Source organism: Sphingobacterium sp. E70 (assembly GCF_019285695.1).
Classification (GTDB): Bacteria; Bacteroidota; Bacteroidia; order Sphingobacteriales; family Sphingobacteriaceae; genus Sphingobacterium; species Sphingobacterium detergens.
Genome location: NZ_CP079104.1, coordinates 6,090,251 through 6,105,304, shown reverse-complemented (window position 1 = coordinate 6,105,304; position 15,054 = coordinate 6,090,251). Strand labels below are relative to the sequence as shown.

The following is a 15,054-nucleotide window of genomic DNA, read 5'->3' as shown; positions in this document are numbered from 1 at the left end:
CTATTGAAAGTCGACTACGTCCAAATGTGTCCTTTGGTTCAGAGAAAACAATAGAAACTTCGTTTTCCTATCGACTCGGTAAATTCCATTTGTCTTCATGGTACGAAGACCAATGCTTGGCGAATACCGGGAGTATGTCATTTGAATACTGTCTTTGTCCAGAAAATGTAAATAGACGTCATTGGAAAAGATAATCCCACCACGTTTATTGAATACACGACTTTTACCGGCATGCCACACTTCCCCTTTCAGATCCGAGCTGTTTACAAACTCGTTTGTGTCGGACCTATTTTGTCCACTACACCGAATAAACGAAACAACCGCGAGCAATATAAAGTATTTTTTCATAGCTAGATGATTTGATTTTTCTTGCTAATGCTAATTTTTTCTAAACAACAAGGCCATGACCACAGTAACAGAAAGTATTGTAGAAAATACAAACAGTATATTGTACAGCCAGGATCCCTGTGGATAGAAGCTATCGTTAGCCAGAAAAAACTTTTGCTGTTCAGGATCATTCGGGTTATAAAACAATAGGTATTCTTTAGCTACCTTTTTTGAGTAGCTCTGTTTAACAATTCAATCCGCATTTCCTCAAAACGCCGCTGCCCCATAATGGGGAAAAATGAATACAATTTTTCTGCTTTATCTATTTTTTGTGAATACGAACGTCCATTGGTCGTAAACTGATATTCCAAATCGACATATGCGTATTTAGTCTTTCCGCCTTGAATGTCAGCTGTAAGGTTTAGGATGGAAGGCGTTACTGCGACCCAGTTGGGATGCGTCAGCACAAATTCTTTCCGCTCCAAATACGGACTTACGGAAAAGATACTAATCACTATACTATAAACAACGATTAACAAAATAACGGATGCGGTGAGCTTGCTCATTTGCATTGTTACACGTTTCCCGTTGACATCATATCGAACCTTCTCGCTACCATCTAGATTGCTTAATTTGCTGACAATCATTTTTGTCAATGGAAAATAGAGCAGAGAAGAACATATCAAGGCATAGAGCAGATAACGGTAACTGTTGATTACAAAAACAAACACAACGATAAAGGCGGCAACCACCAACCATTGAATGCATGTCCAAATTATTTTCATCTATATAAATTTTCGAAATAAAAATAAGGGATTCGACAATATTCATGACCTCCTATTTAAAATCCGTGAATAGAAAATTACGATTCGTTGGACAATTGGAAAGAAACGCTAACACTTATATCATGGTTTTTACTACCATTTTCTCGATCCCTAAATCTACAATGCCGATTTCAGCATTCGGTTGTTGGACAATAGATAAATGATATAGATTATGTTAACCCTGTATTTATAGGAATTCATCTCTCTTGTTTAGAATTATTACTAATAATACTGTACTTTTGTCCCATCATCATACTTTATCGAAAGCAATGGCAAATAAGACGACCAAAAAAATAGTCTAAAAAAGTATTTCAACAATTACATCTTTATATCGGATTACTTTTTGGTCTTATTTTTTTGACCGTTTGTGTTACAGGTATGCTCCTGAGTTTTGAGAAAGAACTGACGCCTTTGCTATGGCCTAAAGAACAGCGGGTTTTTGTCCTAGAAAATCGCTTACCCATCGATGCGATTGTATCAAAGGCAAAAATATTTTTCCGAATAAAAGGCTTTTTCGTATGGAAATCTTCGCTGATCCCTCAAGGAGTTATCGGGTTCAATATGGTTCAAAAAAAAAAATATTGGTATGCCTATATCAACCCTTATACGGGTGAAGTCCTGTCTAAAGGCGCACAGGCGGAGCGTTTTTTCAAAAAGTATTGGACATCCATCGGTTTCTTTTGATTGACAAAATTGGAGCTACCATTACGGGGATCTCGGCCATTGCGACCCTATTTCTCGCGATAAGTGGGATTTACCTATGGTGGCCCAAAAATAAACTCCTGCTCAAGCAACGTCTTAAAATCAATATGTCCGCTTCTACCAAAAGAAAGGTGTGGGATTTTCACGCTGTGGGGGATTCTATGCGGCATTATTTCTTCTTATTTTTACCCTAACCGGTTTAACCTGGAGCTTTGACTGGTACAATAAGCAGTTTTTTAGACTATTTGGTGCAGATATCAAGATAACAAAAGAAAGGTGAAAAATCCAACAACGAACATTCCTGTTGTCTTTTCGCCTCTTGAGACGATGTATCAGCAGATTAACAACCTTTATATTAATCCGGGAAATATACTAATGACATTTCCAGATCAGGGAAATCTAGCTTTTCATTGACAAAAGAATCTTTTGCTGGCACACTGTTGCAGATCAATCAGGCTTATTTCGACAGCAGATCTGGAAAGCTGATTAAAAACACCCCCATGAACAAGTTGCCTTTGGCCGAGCAAATGCGAAAGATGGTTAAGCCCATCCACGTTGGTTCGGTATTTGGCCTTCCTTCAAAATTATCGTGTTTCTGGCGGTTAGTCTTGCGGCCACCCTCCCGATAACCGGTCTGTGGATATGGCTCAATAAGAAAAGTAAAAAGACAACAGCCAGAAAAAAGCGTAGACCTAGAGATCAAACTGCACCCCTAAATTTGCCATAGTCCCAGTCCCTTTGATATAATAACGACCTTCATTGGTTGCACCGCGTACTTCGGCATGGATGGGATAGTAATCAGCATTGAATAAATTGTTGATGGAGAATAAAAAGGTGAATTTCTGATATTTGTATCGCGTTTGAAAATCAACCAGATTATAACCGGAAATCGGGTATTTTCCATAATTATATTCTGCCGCAGGAAATACGTCCCGCCACCCAAATGGAGGTATTGCAAATACACATTCCATTGATCCGTTAACTTGAAATCGGCATTTAGATTAATCTTGAATGGAGAAATAATGGAGTTGTCTAATTTATCTTTGTAGTTGCCTTCATTTTTCAGATCCTGACGTCCATCCATATAACCAAGCACAGTTCCTAAAGACAACCATCGAACGGGCTTTATGTTTCCAACAAACTCAATCCCATAAATGTGTTGTGGTACTTGACTCAGTTCATAATTGCCCGGTGTAGAGGTTTCCGCAAAAGTGGTTCCTTTCTTAGACGTGCTATAATACCCCGTCACCTGGTAGTCCCATATATCCATCTTACCATTTACGCCCAGTTCGAAATTATTGACCACCACAGGTTTAGGATCTATTTGGCTCAATGGCACACCATTACGCAGAATAAGCCCGACATCACCGATGGAATATCCTTGTGAGAACGAAGCAAAAGGTTGCGCATAACTATATTTATTGTACCGCGTGGCGATATTAAAGACAAAAGCATCTGAATTATTATTTTCACCAGCAGTTAGCTTTCCATTTTTGGTCAGATCACCCACCTTAAACCGGATATTTTCATAGCGCACCCCGCCTTTTAAAATCCAATCAGTACCAATGTTCAATTTACTCTGCAGGTAGAACGCCACATTGTTCATATTCATATCTGGTGTAACCAGATCATCTTTCATAGTTTTCTGTACGGTATGATCCTTCAGAAAATCAGCACCGTAGATCAGGGACATATTGGTCGATGCACCCAGCTGAAAAGGTGTATTAAAGTTTAGCCTTGCTCCTTTGTGGTCAGAATAATTTTGATTGTAAGTTTCAAAGACCGTATTCATATCCTCATAGTACAAGCTCAAATTTGCGGCTGTCTTTCCATATTGACCATCATACTTTAAATGAAATGCTTTGTTATAGGGCGTACCACCGTTAATGACGGTATCAGAAGGCATGCCAATGGCTGGTGACTTGTCAAAATCGCCTTTGGTACCGACATATTTACTATCCTGTAAGCTACGATAATAATTACCCATAAATTCGACATGATGATCAGGGGCTAGTTGATAGCCAATTTTGGCGAGGACATTATAAGAATCTGTCTCACCCAGTCCATAAAACGGACTGGCAACTGCCCCATCGGAGCTGCGAACCACACCGGTGCGCCCAGCTTTACCTTGAATAACATAATCCCATTTGTCTAACTGCCCTGAAAATACCTGAGCAATATTGTATCCATAAGTTTCGCTCGGTTTTACCAGATTCAGCGAATTATTGAGATAGGTTGACGAACTCAGTTTTTACCTTTCTGCGGCTTTTTGGTAATGTAGTTTATCACACCTCCTGCAGCCCCATTACCATACATCGCTGTAGCACCATTAATAACCTCGATGTGATCGATTGCACTGGCATCGATCGTCCGCAAGTCACGCCCACCATTACGTAAAGGAGTAGATTGTGGAATACCGTCAATCAATACCAAAAAATTGCGCCCACGAATTTTGGCTATAAAGTTATTTTGACTTTCCTCGCTGGGTGAAATGCTGGGCACCTTCTGCATCAAGATGGATGGCAGGTTATCGTTGATCTGTCGCTGCTGATCGAGCGCCTTACCACCGATATAGGTGATCGATGATGGCACTTCATCAATATGTTCCGCTAATCGACTTGCTGTAACCACAACCTCATCCAAACTCTGTTGCTCAGCAGTCAACGTAAAAGCCTCTAAATCATATTGCTCTTCGCGCAATTCAATATCTTGCGATAGCTTGCCAAAACCGACGGAACTTAATGTCAATCGGTATTTACCATAATCAATATCGGTTAATCTGAAGTAACCGTCTTTATCAGACTTGGTACTCTTTGCACCATGTAGCTGAACATGCACACTTGCCAAAGGCATACCTTGCGCATCGACTACCCTACCTAAAATCGAGCCCTTTTGTTGTGTTTTGGAAACCGAATTATGTAAAGGAGTTTTGCTGCTAAATACTGACCCTGTGGAGACGAATGGGGATAAGGAAAAAGAACAAGATAATAATGCGATTGTGAGCTTAGATGGATTAACTTTCATTTCTTGTAGCGGTCTGTAGATGATTATGGTGCCAATTAAATTCAAAATAATAACGGCCCAAAGATATCATTATTTTGAATAAATCTAAATACAGGTACAGGAAAAATATTTCCAAGCTATCAATTATTGTGTACGCAGCACAGACAAGCCCTATTGTCCGTGCTGCGTGCTTAACCTTTGAGTAAATCCCTTATTGTGTAACCTGAAAGCTACTTTGGACTTCGTTAAGTTTTGCATATGTAGTTGTTAATATGGAAGCTGGTAGATCTAACTTAAAGTAATTTATCAAAACCGACTGTAGCTCCTTCTCGTTGGTGATTTCGCTGCTTTCCTTGCCACCCTTATTATCGCGGATATTAAATTCCTTGTTGAAAAGCGCGTATCGTGCATGTTCATCAACACGGGTGATCATTAGAAACTTATTAAACATTGAACTGGGACCGGTCGCTACATACCAATTGGCCATATCCACATCCGATACCTGCACTTCCTCTAAAGTAAACTTATAAATGGGGAGCCATTCATTTTTGAACACATCCAACCGGTAGAAATTATCGTCCAGGCTGATCAGACGAAATCGACCGTTTGGAGTTTCCTGCTCCGAATTAAATACGATCGGCGCTGTCAGTGTCATTGAGCCAAAGCCCACATCGACTAGATACTTCTTGCCTTCGATATCGGTCGTCAGCAGCATATGTGTACGTGCGGTTTCTGAGCCATCTTTGCTGCTCCACAACACTCGCGCCAGATGCATTTTCATATTAAATCCCAGCGTTTGCAATACTTCTTTGAATAAAGAATTCTGCTCGTAACAATAGCCACCCCGTTTTTCAGTGACCAGCTTCTGGAAAATATCCGCTGTATCGATTGCTGGGACAATGCCTGTAAATGAATCTATGTTTTCAAAAGTAATATGCTTCGGATGCGCCTGCGTAAGCTTTTTTAATGTTTCTAGATCTCCAGAAATGCCTTCCGATATTGCTATTCGCTCCAGATAGCCTTTTAATGTTGAGTCTTCCATTATTTTAAAAATTAAATCTCTATTCTCATTTCCAATAAATTGGGCTTAAACCCTGCTTTGCTGTATGCTTTTTCGCACTTTCGTTCTGATCGTAAACCTGCAGTCTGACCTCGGAGATCTTTTGTTCCTTTGCCCAGCTTGTCAATGCCTCCAGAATTAATTTGTTGATACCCTGACCGCGATATTCAGGCCTGACATACATAAATCCCAAATGGACATATTTCGCATACTTTTGATAAGGCTTGGCATCGACTATTTTGGCATAACCCGATCCGACGATCTGATTGCCGATAGCAGCCACCAGAACCTCTGCTTCCGCTGATTTTATTAATTCCAGCAGATCATAATAATGAAATTCTCCTTCTTTTAAGGTTTCGTCATAGGGGCGCTCGGCTGCAACAATTCCCTGTTCAAATTCAAGTAATACATCGATTTCATTCTCCTGTGCTTGTCTGATTTTTAGTTCCATTTCTAAGAGCTGTGTTTGTGCTAATTGTAATTATACCTGTTCAAATTTGGGGCAATAAACGGTTAATGCAATATACTAAAATCGGCGGCTCGAGGATCGGATTAAATGTCAGGTTGTTGTAAATTGCTACAAAAGTGTAGGGCTTGTTACAGAAGTAAATAACACAATCGATTGCATTTAATTCCTTTTCGTAACATGTAAGTTTTTTGATAAATTAATAGTAAACAATTAAAGATAAATTATGAGAAAAATTAAATTCGCGGCACTTCTCGGTGCGGCACTGATCTGTTTTGTTTCCTGTCAGAAGACTATTGTTAAATCAGAGGCCGAGGAAAAACTGTCCTTGCGGGCGGCGACCCCAGGTCCCAACGGCTATGAAGTTCCGCTAGGTGGCAATGCCTTTGTTACTGCAGCACCCTCCGGCGCAGCTGAAGTTGTCAATAGCAATGGCTTAGCCAACTGGACCAATGCCAATAGCATTGTGAGCACCTATGTCAAATTGCCGCAGGGAGTAACATTAAGCGTGAAAATCCGAGCGAAAGTATTGCCCAATGGTGACAGCAGCGTGGTCAAGCTGACCATCAACGGTGTCAGCAAGCAGCTGAGTCTCAAGGGCGGCACGGTAAAGGATTATACCGTCGGTAACTATACAATCAATGCTGGCGGTTATGTCAAAATGGACCTGCAGGGTGTTTCCAAAACTGGCGGTTACTTTGCCGATGTTTCCCATCTTATTTTGAGCGGATCAGCGACAACAGGTACCGCAATCTACAGCGACAATAATATCGACAATACCTACTATTGGTCAAGACGTGGACCTTCCTGTCACTTAGGCTACACCGTACCGACCAGTCAGCAGGTCTCCTATTATTATAGCGAAATCAACGTCCCTACCGGTGAAGATAAAATTGGTTCCTATTTTATGGCCAATGGATTTGGCCAGGGCTATTTTGGCATGCAGGTCAATTCGGCTACGGAGCGCCGTGTCCTGTTTTCAGTATGGAGTCCTTACAGCACGGACAATCCAGCAGAAATACCCGTTGAAGATCGTATTACACTCAACCGCAAAGGAGCTAACACCACGACGGGCGAGTTTGGCGGCGAGGGTTCCGGTGGACAGAGTTACATGAAATACAGCTGGACAAGTGGTAAGAGCTACAAATTCTTACTTAAAGGTGAGCCTGATGGAAATGGTGCCACTGATTTTACCGCCTGGTTTAATGATCCTTCGGTCAACAGCTGGGTACTGGTGGCGAGCTGGAAAAGACCCAAGATATCCACTTATCTGACCAACTTCCACAGCTTCCTTGAAAACTTTAACGCCGATAACGGCTACCTTGGACGCTCGGCAGATTATAAAAATCAATGGGTACGGACAGCTTCGGGCACCTGGATGCCGGTGGTTCAGGCCAAATTTACAGTGGATGGAACCTATTCCAGCAACCAGCGCATCGATGCCATGGGCGGCAGCAATGGAAATAGCTTCTTCCTCAAAAATGGCGGCTTTTTCAATACCGTGGTTAGCCCCGGTACCTTGTTTACGGTAACCAATGGAAATGCTGCACCTGCGATAGATCTTACGACACTGCCTAACCACAGCGGCGCTGTGACAGGGCATGTTGCGTGCCTTCAAAAAGGGCTTCCGATTATGTCGGAAGCCCTTTTTGAAGGTAGCTATTTGCGCACTGGATTTATTGGTGCCAGATATTCCTAATCGACGACTTCCAAATTTATTAAATCAGCATTTTATTGTAAAAGTGATTTAACTGATGTATTTTTATGGCCGTGAAAAGAATATTTCTTTACATATTTCTATTTTTGGTTATCGGGGAATCGACGATGCTATCCCAGCTGGCAAAATTGCCCAAGCTGTATCAGCATTTTACGATCCATAATGAAATAGGTCCTCCATTATCGCTCATGGAATTTCTTTCTATGCATTACTGGGGGCAGGATCTTCCTGACAATGATGAGCAGGAGGATATGAAATTACCATTCAAAAAATACGATCTTACAGCGTTTTCATTTGTATTTGTATCAAATCATAAGCTCCATTTTTCTAAACCACCTCAAGTAGCCTTCATTAAAGCCTTTGGCTTAGCTAAACCTGATAATTATTCTCAATCCTATATCTCGGCCTTATTCCGTCCTCCACAAGTATAATTTGTAACTAATCAGTATGTTCAAAACAACCTGATTTTTTTCAAGTTGTAGGCCTTTTTATGTTCAAAAACAAGGCTTGCACGACTATTTTATACATTATACTTTATTAGAATGCTTAATAGAATAATACAGTTTTCAGTTCAAAACAAACTGGCGATTGGTCTATTTATAGTGCTATGGGTCAGCTATGGCATCTACCAAATGACCAAGTTGCCCATTGATGCAGTACCAGATATTACCAATAATCAAGTTCAGGTCATCACAACAGCTCCTTCGCTTGGTGCTGAAGATGTGGAACGCCTCATCACTTTCCCCGTAGAATTGGCTGTCAGCAATATTCCCGAAATTAAGGAAAGCAGAAGTATGTCAAGGTTCGGTCTATCATTAATTACCATTGTCTTTGAAGATGGTACCGATGTGTACTGGGCGCGACAACAGGTCAGCGAACGTCTTTCGCAAATTGAAATCAACGAAAATGCGAGTGCCCCAATGCTGGCTCCCGTCACTACTGGCCTGGGGGAAATTTATCAATATGTTCTTAAACCTCAACAAGGATACGAACAAAAATATACTCTGGCTGATCTACGGACAATCCAGGACTGGACCGTTCGGAGACAGCTCCTCGGCACCCCTGGTGTAGCTGATGTCGCGACTTTTGGTGGGGAGCTCAAGCAATATGAGGTTGCCGTCAACCCCGCTAAGTTAAAAGCAATGAATATTAGCATCAGCGAAGTATTTGCTGCCTTGGAAAATAATAATCAGAATACGGGTGGAGCTTATATCGAAAAAGGTCCGGCTGTGCTTTATATACGGAGTGTTGGTTTGACCAAGTCCATTGCCGATATCAATAAAATCGTTGTTAAAGATAATGCCGGCATTCCGGTATTGATAAGTCATGTTGCCGATGTCAAGCTCGGATCGGCGATCCGTTATGGAGCGCTGACCATGGCCGGTCAAGGTGAGGTCTGCGGCGGTATCGTCATGATGCTCAAGGGAGGCAACTCATCGGATGTTATTAAAGTTGTAAAAGATAAGATCGATCAAATTCAGAAAAATCTGCCCAAAGGTATTGTTATCGAACCTTTCCTCGACCGGACAAAAATGGTAAACAATGCTATTGGAACCGTTGAACATAACCTGCTTGAAGGTGCGCTTATTGTTATATTGGTCCTTGTTCTATTTTTGGGTAATCTCCGCGCCGGACTTATCGTGGCCTCAGTCATTCCGTTATCTTTACTCTTTGCCATCAGTATGATGAATTTATTTGGCGTCAGTGGCAATTTGATGAGTTTAGGCGCTTTAGATTTTGGTTTGATCGTCGATGGAGCCGTAATTATTGTAGAGGCTATTTTACATCATATTCATTTCTCCAAAAAGTATCATCATGTGGATCGTTTATCCCAGCAGCAAATGGATCAGGAAGTAACTTCTTCTGCTGCCCGCATGATGAATGCTGCTGTTTTCGGACAAATCATTATCCTGATCGTCTACCTCCCTATTCTTTCGCTTACCGGAATTGAAGGCAAGATGTTTAAACCAATGGCTCAGACGGTTGCTTTCGCTATTCTAGGCGCCTTTATCCTATCGTTGACGTATGTGCCCATGATCAGTGCAATCTTTGTGAGCAAAAAACTCAATCATCAACCTAATTTCTCAGATAGAGTCATGGCTGGTTTGGAAAAAATTTACCAACGCGCACTAATCCGGGCATTAGCCGTTCGTAAAATACTCATTGCGATTACCATCTCACTTTTTGCGATTTCAATCCTTGTTTTTTCGAAAATGGGCGGTGAATTTATTCCACAATTGGAGGAGGGAGATTTTGCTGTAGAGACTCGCTTACTTGTTGGCACAAACTTATCGACCACGATCAATGCCATCGACCGGGTTTCTGTGGCCCTAAAAACCGTTATCCCGAAGTTGAAAAGATTGTATCTAGGATCGGGAGTGCAGAGATACCTACCGATCCCATGCCTATTGAAGGTGGTGATATGATCATTGTGCTCAAACCGAAGTCCGAATGGACGAATGCTACATCATTTCCAGAACTCGCCAGCAAGATGTCAGCTACGGCGCAGGAAGTGATGCCGGGAATTACAACGGGATTTCAATTTCCCGTGCAGATGCGTTTTAATGAACTGATGACAGGTGCAAAACAAGATGTGGTCTGTAAGATTTACGGTGAAGATCTGGATAAGCTGGCCAGCTATGCTGAAAAGCTTGAGAGATCGCCAAATCTGTCAATGGAACAGCAGATTTGTATGTAGAATCCGTTATTGGAATGCCGCAGATCGTGATTGACTACAACCGGGATGAAATTGCAAAATATGGTCTAGATATCGCCACAATTAATCGTACCGTCAATGCAGCTTTTGCTGGCGCTGCTGCAGGCAAGATTTATGAAGGCGAAAAAGCTTTGATCTTGTGATACGTGTTGGCGATGAAGGGCGTCGCAACATTGAAGATGTCAGAAATCTACAGATCACCACGCCAAAGGGAATACAAATTCCGCTTAATCAGCTCGCTCATATTGACGAAGTTGAAGGCCCCAATCAGATCCAGCGCGAAAATGCCCGCCGCCGCATTATCGTCGGATTCAATGTTAGGGGCGTGATGTTCAGAGTATTGTAGATGAACTGGAAAAGAAAGTCAACACAAAGCTCAAAATGGATAGCGGATACACCCTGACTTATGGCGGAACATTTGAAAATCTTCAACAGGCCAAGTCCCGCCTGAGTGTTGCTGTACCCGTTGCATTGCTTTTAATCTTTGGAATGCTCTATTTTGCGTTCTCTTCCCTAAAAGACGGCGCACTTATCTACACCGCGATCCCACTTTCTGCCATCGGTGGTATTTTTGCTCTAGCAATTCGTGGAATGCCTTTTAGTATCTCCGCAGGTGTAGGTTTTATTGCACTATTTGGCGTCGCAGTTTTGAATGGAATCGTGTTGATTTCCGAATTCAACAGGATAAAAAAGGAAGCTGTGGTTACAGATATGAAGGAACTGATTCTGATGGGTACCCGAAATCGACTTCGGCCAGTACTGATGACTGCCGCAGTCGCATCTTTAGGTTCTTACCCATGGCATTAAGCAATGGTGCGGGAGCTGAAGTGCAACGCCCACTGGCAACGGTCGTTATCGGTGGCCTGATTTCCGCAACCTTCCTGACGCTATTTGTATTGCCCGCTTTGTACTTACTTTTTAATAAGAAAAATATAATAAAGGCAAAAGTTATCACCCCTGTCCTATTGATCTGTTTTTTCCTACCACTGTCCAATCTTTCTGCACAGACAGCGACCACTATCCATCCTATATCTTTAGCAAATGCACTACAGATGACAGCGCACAATAGCTATCGTATACAGCAGCTTCGGCTCGCTGAACAGTCCAAAGAGAAATTAGCAAAAACAGGGTTTGATCCGTCAAAATTAGAAATCTCTGGCGATTATGGCCATGTAAACAGTACTTATCAGGACAATCGCGTTGGTGTTAGCCAGATGCTGAGCTTTCCCGTAGTGTACAAGAGACAGACAGCCCTTCTGCAAAATGATCTTTCCATTGCACGAGAAGCAACTAAAATCAATATACTCGAGATTCGTACGGCCGTTAAAAGGCTTTACTTTGATTATTTGGTGATGGACAAGCGCAAGGAGCTCTTACTACACGCAGACAGCCTATATCGTCTCTTTGAAGCCAAAACGAGCAAACGCTTTGAAGCCGGGGCTGCGAATATATTGGAGCAGACAGCAGCAAAGACACAGCGGCAGGAGATTAACAATCAATTGAGTTTGCTCCAAAAAGATATGAACATGACGCTGAATCGCTTTAATTTTCTATTACAAGATAGTATTCGCTATGTTCCGGCATCCGAAACCGTCAAGTATCAATGGACTTCGCTCCTCAAGGCGGACTCGACCGGACTGATGGAAGCACTTCCATTTTACCGGATTGCGCAGCTTCAGACTGAAGCTGCACAGCAACAGTGGCAACTGGAGCGCGCCAAACTTCTTCCTGAGATTACCCTGGGATATAATAGCCAAACGTTAAAGGGGCCGCAGACTATTAACGGCCAAGAGGTTATGTACCGCTCATCCGATCGCTTGGGCTATTTCAGTGCCGGCATCAGCGTACCTCTTTTTTGGTGCCCAATCCAATCGAATAAATGCCGCTAAACTCTCCTGGCAAAGCCAGTTGAAAGAACTCGCTTATGTTAAAAACGAGCTCAAAACAGAGCGTGATAACGCGCAGGAACAAGTCCAAAAATTTGAAAAAGTGCTCCACTACTATGAGAGTCAGGGATTAAAGCATGCCGAAACAATTTTTGTCACCGCCGATCAGCAATTTGTTAATGGTGAAATAGATTACCTACAATGGGTCATTCTTGTCAATCAAGCCATCAACATACAAAGTGAATATATGAACACCTTAAACAGTTACAATCAGGCAGCCATCCAACTAAGCAAATTATACAATGAATAAATCGATAAGCACAATAATATACGGGAGTTTCCTCCTTTTCTGCAGTCTTTCCTGTACACGGGGAGAAAAAGCGAAAACAAAACAACAACAGTTGTAGCGGATTCTTCTCATGTGGATGAAAATGTCCAATTGGATCCAAAACAGCTTTCCGCAGCCGGTATCGTCGTTGGATCACCGACAGAGGAGCGTATCAGTGGTAAAATTACCCTCCAGGGTAATGTGGCCGTGGCACCAGAGCATACCGTGAGTTTAAGCTTTCCAATTGGCGGTTATATCAGGTCCACCACCATGCTCCCCGGAAAACCCGTTCGAAAAGGTCAGGTACTAGCAACCATTGAAGACATCCAATTTATCCAACTTCAACAGGATTATTTGACGGCCCAGACAAATTATGCGCTAGCCGAGACAGAATACAAAAGGCAGTACGAACTGAATCAAAGCAAGGCTAGCAGTGACAAAGTATTTCAACAGGCCAAAGCTGAAATGGATCGTGAACGAATACTCATTAGTTCATTAGCCGAAAAGCTTCGTCTGATTGGAATTGCTCCACAAAAACTGACCACGGCAAACATAAAAAAAGAGGTTCCTATCATTTCGCCGACCAATGGTTTTATTACGAAAGTCAATATTACTGTGGGTAAATACACCGCGCCTACAGATATTCTATTTGAGATTGTCAATCCATCGGATATGTATCTTTCGCTTAAAGTTTTCGAAAAAGATCTTCCAAAAATAAAAATCGGAAGTACAGTTGCTGCCTATACCAATTCTGATGTAACAAAGAAAATTGCAGCAGCCGTTTTTTTGGTCAACCGTACTTTTGACGAAAATAGAATGGCGGAAGTCCTGTGCCGTTTTCAGCAATCTGAATCTATATTGACCCCAGGAATGTTTATGAACGCAGATCTGAATGTAGACAATACCACTGCTTTAGTTGTGCCCGAAGACGCTGTCGTCCGTTGGCAGAATAAATATTTTGTCTTTGTTCAGCGCCGTTCAGGAGTATTCCAGATGAATGAAGTAAAACTTGGTATACAAGACAAAGGGAAACAACAGATTATTTCGCAAGAGATCAACGCAGATACCGCACTAGTCTTAAAAATGCCTTCGCACTTTTAATGAAAGCACAAAATAAGGAAGAATAGGACCATATCTTCTGAATGAATAAATATAAGCGGGTGGTCTATCGTAAGATAGGCTGCCCGCTTATGGTTTTCTTAAAGCTTAATGCTAACACCCAATCCCAACCTAAAACTCGAAGATTGAACAGCATTTAACTGGCTTATCGTGCTGGTACCATCGATCTTAAACAGTTGGTCCGTACCTGTTCCAGTCTTCAGGCCTGTATAACCGATCTGTACAAAAGGGAAAATTGTTTTGGCAACCTGGCGCTCCAGCCGGAAGTTCGCTTCCCAGCCCAGACCTTTTGCTTTATGGGTAAAGCTAATGGGATGGTTAAAATCCTCCTGCAGGTTCCAATTGGCATTTGCTACATAACGGGGAAAATATAGGCCGCTGACATCAAGCCGCAGACTCCAGTGATCAGTATGATAATCAGTCTTTAATCCCAAAATAAGACCATGCCATCGGGGTTTATAGGTGCTTTTCAATTCTTTGCCTTCGACAAGCGGCGTCACGCCATCCAGCATATACAAGGTTTGATAGCGACCAAAATAGCCGGTATGTGCTGCAAATGCGAACTTTTCAGTTGTCCGGATTGTGTAAAAATTTCCGCCCGGATATTGCTTGATTGACCTCGATTGGCCTTAAAATCATAATCTGCTGTTTTTACAGCTCTATTATCGCTTGCATAATCAGCATCATTGACGGTACCTTGGCTGATCCAAAAGTGACTAAAGGAAACGTCGGCATGTAAAACCGAAGATAGCGCTACCGTTGAGGAAAGTCCTATTTCAGGTCCCTGAGTTTCCGCCATTTAAGTTCGGATAATATATTGGGATTTTGTCCATTTTCATCACCCGCAATATTCCAGTCCAATTTTTCCTGATTCCAGCCAATAACAGGAGTTATCGCGAATTTAGG

14 protein-coding genes and 4 pseudogenes are annotated in these 15,054 nt (G+C 42.1%); 10 read left to right on the top strand and 8 right to left on the bottom strand.

The annotated features are described in order from the left end of the window. Together KUH03_RS43705 and KUH03_RS43700 are read right to left on the bottom strand one after the other, a co-directional pair. Nucleotides 1-348 carry a hypothetical protein gene (locus KUH03_RS43705; protein WP_257090813.1) on the bottom strand — a complete coding sequence of 116 codons (348 nt, stop codon included), beginning with the start codon at nt 346-348 and terminating at the stop codon, nt 1-3. 200 nt (nt 349-548) lie between these two features. Then, nucleotides 549-1,112, bottom strand: coding sequence for a hypothetical protein (locus tag KUH03_RS43700; protein ID WP_257090812.1), 564 nt, complete (start codon nt 1,110-1,112; stop codon nt 549-551). Between the two features lie 366 nt (nt 1,113-1,478). On the opposite strand from KUH03_RS43700, the pseudogene KUH03_RS43695 reads away from it, so the two are divergent. Then, nucleotides 1,479-1,835: pseudogene (locus KUH03_RS43695) on the top strand (PepSY domain-containing protein); the annotation flags it as partial. Beyond that, nucleotides 1,832-2,047, top strand: a complete 216-nt coding sequence (locus KUH03_RS43690; RefSeq protein ID WP_257090811.1) for a PepSY domain-containing protein — start codon at nt 1,832-1,834, stop codon at nt 2,045-2,047. The pseudogene KUH03_RS43695 and the gene KUH03_RS43690, both read left to right, overlap by 4 nt. A 518-nt stretch (nt 2,048-2,565) precedes the next feature. On the opposite strand, the gene KUH03_RS43685 is transcribed toward KUH03_RS43690, so the two are convergent. From KUH03_RS43685 to KUH03_RS43665, 4 genes are all read right to left on the bottom strand, one after another. After that, the gene (locus tag KUH03_RS43685; protein ID WP_257090810.1) at nt 2,566-3,960 is read right to left on the bottom strand and encodes a TonB-dependent receptor; all 1,395 of its coding nucleotides are present in this window, start codon (nt 3,958-3,960) and stop codon (nt 2,566-2,568) included. Between the two features lie 137 nt (nt 3,961-4,097). Next, a complete protein-coding gene (locus KUH03_RS47645; protein ID WP_306429355.1) occupies nt 4,098-4,877 on the bottom strand; it encodes a TonB-dependent receptor plug domain-containing protein in 780 nt (259 codons plus the stop codon). A gap of 190 nt (nt 4,878-5,067) precedes the next feature. Next, nucleotides 5,068-5,898: an arylamine N-acetyltransferase gene (locus tag KUH03_RS43670; RefSeq protein ID WP_257090809.1), complete on the bottom strand. Its 831-nt coding sequence runs from the start codon at nt 5,896-5,898 to the stop codon at nt 5,068-5,070. Nucleotides 5,899-5,923: 25 nt separating this feature from the next. After that, the gene (locus KUH03_RS43665) at nt 5,924-6,367 is read right to left on the bottom strand and encodes a GNAT family N-acetyltransferase (RefSeq protein ID WP_257090808.1); all 444 of its coding nucleotides are present in this window, start codon (nt 6,365-6,367) and stop codon (nt 5,924-5,926) included. Between the two features lie 241 nt (nt 6,368-6,608). On the opposite strand from KUH03_RS43665, the gene KUH03_RS43660 reads away from it, so the two are divergent. From KUH03_RS43660 to KUH03_RS43645, 8 genes and pseudogenes are all read left to right on the top strand, one after another. Beyond that, nucleotides 6,609-8,081, top strand: coding sequence for a DUF3472 domain-containing protein (locus KUH03_RS43660; RefSeq protein WP_257090807.1), 1,473 nt, complete (start codon nt 6,609-6,611; stop codon nt 8,079-8,081). A 125-nt stretch (nt 8,082-8,206) separates the two neighbouring features. Further along, nucleotides 8,207-8,530 carry a hypothetical protein gene (locus tag KUH03_RS43655; RefSeq protein ID WP_257090806.1) on the top strand — a complete coding sequence of 108 codons (324 nt, stop codon included), beginning with the start codon at nt 8,207-8,209 and terminating at the stop codon, nt 8,528-8,530. A 111-nt stretch (nt 8,531-8,641) separates the two neighbouring features. After that, nucleotides 8,642-10,797 (top strand): annotated as a pseudogene (locus KUH03_RS47640) (efflux RND transporter permease subunit). 14 nt (nt 10,798-10,811) lie between these two features. Then, nucleotides 10,812-11,161 (top strand): annotated as a pseudogene (locus tag KUH03_RS50080) (efflux RND transporter permease subunit). Between the two features lie 35 nt (nt 11,162-11,196). Continuing rightward, nucleotides 11,197-11,675, top strand: a pseudogene (locus KUH03_RS47620) (efflux RND transporter permease subunit); the annotation flags it as partial. Nucleotides 11,676-11,867: 192 nt separating this feature from the next. Further along, nucleotides 11,868-12,704 carry a TolC family protein gene (locus tag KUH03_RS47615; protein WP_373564911.1) on the top strand — a complete coding sequence of 279 codons (837 nt, stop codon included), beginning with the start codon at nt 11,868-11,870 and terminating at the stop codon, nt 12,702-12,704. Next, complete coding sequence (locus KUH03_RS47610; RefSeq protein WP_306429348.1) at nt 12,646-13,011, top strand: TolC family protein; 366 nt, start codon at nt 12,646-12,648, stop codon at nt 13,009-13,011. Before KUH03_RS47615 ends, KUH03_RS47610 begins: the two co-directional genes overlap by 59 nt. Nucleotides 13,012-13,122: 111 nt before the next feature. Continuing rightward, on the top strand, nt 13,123-14,130 hold the full coding sequence (locus KUH03_RS43645; protein WP_257090805.1) for an efflux RND transporter periplasmic adaptor subunit: 1,008 nt from the start codon (nt 13,123-13,125) through the stop codon (nt 14,128-14,130). Between the two features lie 98 nt (nt 14,131-14,228). On the opposite strand, the gene KUH03_RS43640 is transcribed toward KUH03_RS43645, so the two are convergent. After that, nucleotides 14,229-14,660 carry a hypothetical protein gene (locus KUH03_RS43640; protein WP_257090804.1) on the bottom strand — a complete coding sequence of 144 codons (432 nt, stop codon included), beginning with the start codon at nt 14,658-14,660 and terminating at the stop codon, nt 14,229-14,231. Further along, nucleotides 14,645-14,947 carry a hypothetical protein gene (locus tag KUH03_RS43635; RefSeq protein WP_257090803.1) on the bottom strand — a complete coding sequence of 101 codons (303 nt, stop codon included), beginning with the start codon at nt 14,945-14,947 and terminating at the stop codon, nt 14,645-14,647. Before KUH03_RS43635 ends, KUH03_RS43640 begins: the two co-directional genes overlap by 16 nt. Between the last annotated feature and the right edge of the window lie 107 nt (nt 14,948-15,054).

What these genes read in the sequence shown, in the direction of transcription:
- KUH03_RS43655 (WP_257090806.1), top strand. Translation starts at nt 8,207, where the DNA reads ATGCTATCCCAGCTGGCAAAATTGCCCAAGCTGTATCAGCATTTTACG.
- KUH03_RS43640 (WP_257090804.1), bottom strand. Translation starts at nt 14,660, where the DNA reads ATGCTGGATGGCGTGACGCCGCTTGTCGAAGGCAAAGAATTGAAAAGC.
- KUH03_RS43665 (WP_257090808.1), bottom strand. Translation starts at nt 6,367, where the DNA reads ATGGAACTAAAAATCAGACAAGCACAGGAGAATGAAATCGATGTATTA.
- KUH03_RS43705 (WP_257090813.1), bottom strand. Translation starts at nt 348, where the DNA reads ATGAAAAAATACTTTATATTGCTCGCGGTTGTTTCGTTTATTCGGTGT.
- KUH03_RS43700 (WP_257090812.1), bottom strand. Translation starts at nt 1,112, where the DNA reads ATGAAAATAATTTGGACATGCATTCAATGGTTGGTGGTTGCCGCCTTT.
- KUH03_RS43635 (WP_257090803.1), bottom strand. Translation starts at nt 14,947, where the DNA reads ATGGCGGAAACTCAGGGACCTGAAATAGGACTTTCCTCAACGGTAGCG.
- KUH03_RS43670 (WP_257090809.1), bottom strand. Translation starts at nt 5,898, where the DNA reads ATGGAAGACTCAACATTAAAAGGCTATCTGGAGCGAATAGCAATATCG.
- KUH03_RS47615 (WP_373564911.1), top strand. Translation starts at nt 11,868, where the DNA reads ATGACAGCGCACAATAGCTATCGTATACAGCAGCTTCGGCTCGCTGAA.
- KUH03_RS47645 (WP_306429355.1), bottom strand. Translation starts at nt 4,877, where the DNA reads ATGAAAGTTAATCCATCTAAGCTCACAATCGCATTATTATCTTGTTCT.
- KUH03_RS43660 (WP_257090807.1), top strand. Translation starts at nt 6,609, where the DNA reads ATGAGAAAAATTAAATTCGCGGCACTTCTCGGTGCGGCACTGATCTGT.